Here is a 2,878-nt window from a genome sequence, read left to right as displayed (position 1 = left end):
ACTGCTCAAGCTCGAAAATATAAAAATAACCGCCGTAAAGCTGATCGCCGTAATATGGAGTTTAGTGAGCTGCCATGGTGGCTACAACGAAACTACGTTGATGTAAATATCACTCCAGTCCCCTCGAAAGCCAAGAAACTCAATAAAACCAAGCTCAAGTCTAGCCAAAAAGTCGGCTAAGCTTTCAAAAGTAGAGACATTGTAAACCTAATTTTCTTATACTAATTCGAAAATAGCGGAGACTGCTCAAATATTCTGTTACTCAAGCAGCCGTTTTCTATAAGCCTACTTAGATCAATTTCATCAATGCTGCTTTTGAAAAGTCCTGCAATTCATCCAAACGCTGTTCTTTCACTTTCAATACCCACTCAGGGTCTTGAAGTAGCGCACGGCCAACCGCGACCAGCTCAAATTCACCTTGGGCAACTCTGTCAGACAATTCAGCAATTCGGCTAGACGCCACTCCCGCCTTGTCAGACATCCCCAAGCTCGAGCCCTTCTCATCGATAAAACTACTATCTAGACCAACGCTACCAACGGTGATTACCGGCTTACCTGTCAACTCCTTAGTCCAACCAGCAAGATTCAAGTCAGAGTTATCGAACTCATTTTCCCAGAATCGGCGTGTTGAGCAGTGGAAAATATCGACTCCGGCTTCAGATAAAGGCTGTAGGAATTGTTTCAGTTCCTCTGGAGAGTTGGCCAACCGTGCCTCATAGTCTTGTTGCTTCCACTGAGAGAAACGTAAAATAATCGGAAAGTCCTCTCCGACCCGAGCTCTGACAGCCTGAATAAGCTCAACCCCAAAGCGAGTTCGCTTGAGCATATCACCACCATATTCATCAGTACGCTGGTTTGTTCCTTCCCAGAAGAACTGGTCAACTAGGTAGCCGTGCGCGCCATGTATTTCCACAGCATCAAAGCCAATACTTTTTGCATCTTCAGCAGCCTGTGCGAAAGCTTCAATAACCTCAGCAATATCTTCCTGCGTCATCGCTACGCCATTTTCTTTGCCTGGCTTAAACAAACCAGAAGGGCTATAGCCCGGTACAGACTTATCAGGCTCTACGCCCTCTTTACGAACTGAACCTACATGCCACAGCTGAGGCGCGATCTTTCCACCTTTCGCATGAACCGCATCAACTACTTTTTTCCAGCCAGCTAATGCTTTCTCACCATGCATGAAGGGGACATTAGGATAACCATTTGCAGCTTTATGACCAACTGGGGTGCCCTCTGTAATGATCAGGCCCACATCATTTTCAGCACGACGCTCGTAGTACGCGACAACTTGTTCATTTGGGACGTTACCCGGTGAAAATGTGCGAGTCATCGGCGCCATCACAATACGATTTTTTAGTTGTAATTTACCTAAGTCCAGCGTTTCAAATAAGGGGCTAACATTACTCATATAAATCTCCTATCTTAACTTTTCAAAGCTATTACTATTGCAAACTACCTACCTGAAGGTAGGCTTATTAAGCAAAAGAAAAGGCTTGCAACACGCTGTCAAAGGACAAGTGCTCAAACCTTTATTTGCGAATTAAATTCTCATATTGCTGCATTGTTTGGTGAAACAAATCCTGGCCATGTAGGCGAGCGTAATAAAGCGCGCCTTTGCAGCTAAAAATAAATAGCGCAGCCATTGCTCGCGTATCTTCAAGCTCAGCAAATTCACCCTGTTCTATACCTTCATCAATGACCTTCGTGACCCAAGCAAGCTCTATATCGTCGAGCTTCTTTATCTGCACCTTAATAGAGTCTGGCAGTTTGCTTAAGTCATTATAGAAGGCACTAATTGGGCATACTCGCTGCTCAGATAAGGCGTGCTTCATCGCGGCACTTAAATAACGTTCCAGCTTATTCCAATGATTTGCTGCACGTTGGTCGAAATAAGCAAGACCTTGGCTAAGCCAGTCATGCGTCCAATCACATAGGGCCAGACCGAGATCTTCTTTCTTAGGGAAGTGATGATGAACACTCGCCTTGGTAATGCCCAGTTCTCTGGATATATCTAAATAACTGAAGCCATCAAAGCCACGGTCCCGAAGCTTATCAGCAGAAAACTCGACAATACGTTGCTTGGTATTCATCAGGGAACCACTTCACTAAAATAGTTTGTTCAATTATTAAACATACCTTACCTACCTGAAGGTAGGTTGTCAAACCTATGCTAAAAAATTGAACATCAACCACCTCACGCAAGCCTGGCTTACCGGCCGGCACCCCGGATATGGGAGTTGACGTGAGTTAATCTAGATGCTATGTAGACTTGAATGAATGGCTAGAACAACTCAATATCACCAGAGCGATTATCGATAGCCTCTATTTCACCTTTGTCGACTAAGTTTTTATAGTTCTTGATACAGTTACGCCCACTCGCTTTGGCATGATAAAGCGCCGCGTCGGCTCTTTCGAATATTAAGACGCTATCGCAGTTATGAGCCAGAAGGACAAAACCAATACTAACCGTAATATGATCTACTTGGGGGAAGTGATGATCAGCAATTTCTCTGCGCAAATCTTCTAGTAAATCCGCAGCCTCTGAGCGCCCCATACCCTGCAACAAAATAATAAATTCTTCACCACCAAAGCGATAAAGATAATCATCACGCTCAAAAAAATCTTTCATCAAGTTGGCAACAGCAATTAAGGTTTCATCGCCAATAACATGCCCAAAGCGATCATTCACTGACTTAAAATGATCTATATCCAATACAGCAATAACATTCTCATCATTCGACTTAGCATTATCGGTTAATTGCGTGTATTCGAGATCAAAGGAGCGGCGATTTTTTAAAGCTGTAAGCTGGTCTTTATTAGATCGATTTAAATGGCCATGTTGATTAACATAAACTGCGATGAGCTGAACGACTTG

At 43.7% G+C, this 2,878-nt stretch carries 4 protein-coding genes; 1 reads left to right on the top strand and 3 read right to left on the bottom strand.

Annotation, left to right across the window (positions count from 1 at the left end):
- Nucleotides 1–180: hypothetical protein (locus A3763_RS28845; protein ID WP_197482958.1), on the top strand; the 180-nt coding region annotated here is incomplete at its 5' end.
- A 109-nt stretch (nucleotides 181–289) separates the two neighbouring features.
- On the opposite strand, the gene A3763_RS17995 is transcribed toward A3763_RS28845, so the two are convergent.
- The 3 genes from A3763_RS17995 to A3763_RS17985 form a co-directional block, all read right to left on the bottom strand.
- Entirely contained in the window at nucleotides 290–1,411 is a 1,122-nt protein-coding gene (locus A3763_RS17995) for an NADH:flavin oxidoreductase (protein ID WP_068510430.1), read from the bottom strand.
- A gap of 121 nt (nucleotides 1,412–1,532) precedes the next feature.
- On the bottom strand, nucleotides 1,533–2,093 hold the full coding sequence (locus A3763_RS17990) for a TetR/AcrR family transcriptional regulator (RefSeq protein ID WP_068509249.1): 561 nt from the start codon (nucleotides 2,091–2,093) through the stop codon (nucleotides 1,533–1,535).
- 191 nt (nucleotides 2,094–2,284) lie between these two features.
- A partial coding sequence (locus A3763_RS17985) for a GGDEF domain-containing protein (protein ID WP_156495155.1) occupies nucleotides 2,285–2,878 on the bottom strand: 594 nt, incomplete at its 5' end.

Source organism: Oleiphilus sp. HI0128 (genome assembly GCF_001635365.1).
This window is presented reverse-complemented; position numbering and strand designations above follow the sequence as displayed.

Bases quoted from the DNA above. Each gene is read 5' to 3' on its own strand.
- A3763_RS17995 (WP_068510430.1), bottom strand. From the start codon at position 1,411: ATGAGTAATGTTAGCCCCTTATTTGAAACGCTGGACTTAGGTAAATTA.
- A3763_RS17990 (WP_068509249.1), bottom strand. From the start codon at position 2,093: ATGAATACCAAGCAACGTATTGTCGAGTTTTCTGCTGATAAGCTTCGG.